The organism is Sandarakinorhabdus sp. (assembly GCF_031430775.1).
GTDB lineage: Bacteria > Pseudomonadota > Alphaproteobacteria > Sphingomonadales > Sphingomonadaceae > Sandarakinorhabdus.
The window spans coordinates 1-1,794 of sequence record NZ_JANPCD010000149.1; the positions used below are offsets into that span (position 1 = coordinate 1).

Genomic DNA, 1,794 nt, shown 5'->3' on the forward strand with positions numbered 1-1,794 from the left:
CGCTGTTGTTCGGAATACTGACGCAAGTGTTGCTGTCCAACCAAGTGGCAACGGGGCTGGCGCTGACGCTGTTCGGGCTCGGACTTTCAGCGCTCATCGGGCAGAGCTATTCGGGCAAGTCGGCCGGCACCTTTCCGCGCCTGGTCGGCAGCGTCGATATCATGGCCGTGCTTGCCGTCGCAGCAGCGGTTGCCATCGGCTGGGCATTGACGCGCACGCGCGCGGGCCTCGTGTTGCGTGCCATCGGCGAAAATCACGATGCAGCACATGCGGTCGGGCTTGACGTGGTGCGTGTACGATTGCTCGCAATCGCGTTCGGCGGCGCCATGGCCGGCATCGGTGGCGCCTATCTCTCGTTGGTCCAGACGCCGTTCTGGGTCGAGCGTATGACGGCGGGACGCGGCTGGATTGCTCTGGCCCTGGTCGTATTCGCCGCGTGGCGACCGATGCGCGTGTTGGTTGGTGCCTATCTGTTCGGTGGCATCTCAATCCTGCAATTGCATGCCCAGGGCCTAGGCTTGGCCATCGACGCACAGATCCTCAGCATGCTGCCGTATCTCGCGACGATCATTGTCCTGGTCGTCATCTCGCATGACCGTTGGAAATCCCGCCTCGACGCGCCCGCCTCGCTCGGCAAGGTGTTCTACGCGCCGGCATGACAGCTCCCGCGTCACAAATGCTGGTCGAAAAATTCCAACACGGCCGTACGCATGGCGGGCGTTTCGCTATGGCCGGTATCGGGACTGATATGGATGTGCAGATTGGTCGCCGCGCCGTACACATCATAGGCTGACCTGACATCGGCTACGGCGCGCTCCACGGCGTCCGGCGGCGTCAATGGGTCGGTGAGGCCCATACACGCGAGTTGCGGGCGCGGCGCGACCAGTCCTGCAATTTGGCCGGTGCGTGCGACGTCCAGTAGGTCAGGCACGATCATATAGATGCCGTGCAGATCGTGCGCGCCCGTCGCCACCAGCGTTTCGAGGTCGGCGAAACAACAGACATGCGCGACGGCCTTCAAGCGTGGGTCAAGGGCCGCCAGCCAGAATGCCAGCGTCGCGCCCATCGAGATGCCGAAAGCCCCGATGCGGGTGCTGTCAACTCCGTCAAATTGGCTCAGCAAATCGAGAGCCCCGGCAAGATCGTTGAGCATCGTGCCGAACAGCGTGTGACCGTACCAGAGTTGGCGCTTTGCCGCCTCCTGCTCGGTCTCGTGGGCGCGATCGCCGAAGCACGGCAAATCAATGCACAGGGCGACAATGCCCCTGTCGGCGAGAGCCTTGGCATAAGGAGGCGTCAACAGCGCTGGGCGACCGACGGCCAGTTCCGATGCACCGATGTCGTAACGGTTACCGTGCGCGTGGCAATATAGGACTGCGGGCTGATGGTGCCACTCGCCCAGAGGCCCTGTCAGAAGCGCACGCACTGGTATTTGACTACCAGTATCGAGTTCGAGCCACTCCACGCGCACGCCATCGAGAGTGGTTGCGATGCCCGCACGCGCCGGCGCCGTGAAGCGGGTGGCCGCGACGCCGCCAACGCGCTCGATCAATGCCGCACGCAAGGTATCTGCGGGTCCAGGCAAGTCTTTCATCCCGTCAAATGCAGCAAAACCTTGACATGCTCGCTCCAGCTTTGCCTAGGTGGCGGCAACAAGAAGGCTATCGATCGGCCACAGCCGTGGACGACCACAGCCCCACGTGATCCGCGCCCGCATGCGGCGCCCAGGGAGGATACGACGGTCATGACTAAACATGCGAAAACCAGCCTGGCTGCCATGGCCGCGGCCGCGGC

At 63.4% G+C, this 1,794-nt stretch carries 2 protein-coding genes; one reads left to right on the forward strand and one right to left on the reverse strand.

The genetic code is table 11. The features are described 5' to 3' along the window. The coding region (locus RMQ73_RS09585; RefSeq protein ID WP_310497969.1) for an ABC transporter permease at positions 1–659 on the forward strand (659 nt) is incomplete at its 5' end. An 11-nt stretch (positions 660–670) separates the two neighbouring features. On the opposite strand, the gene RMQ73_RS09590 is transcribed toward RMQ73_RS09585, so the two are convergent. Then, positions 671–1,594: a dienelactone hydrolase family protein gene (locus RMQ73_RS09590; RefSeq protein WP_310497970.1), complete on the reverse strand. Its 924-nt coding sequence runs from the start codon at positions 1,592–1,594 to the stop codon at positions 671–673. Between the last annotated feature and the right edge of the window lie 200 nt (positions 1,595–1,794).

Excerpts from the sequence above, each read along its gene's own strand:
- RMQ73_RS09590 (WP_310497970.1), bottom strand. The coding sequence starts at position 1,594 with ATGAAAGACTTGCCTGGACCCGCAGATACCTTGCGTGCGGCATTGATC.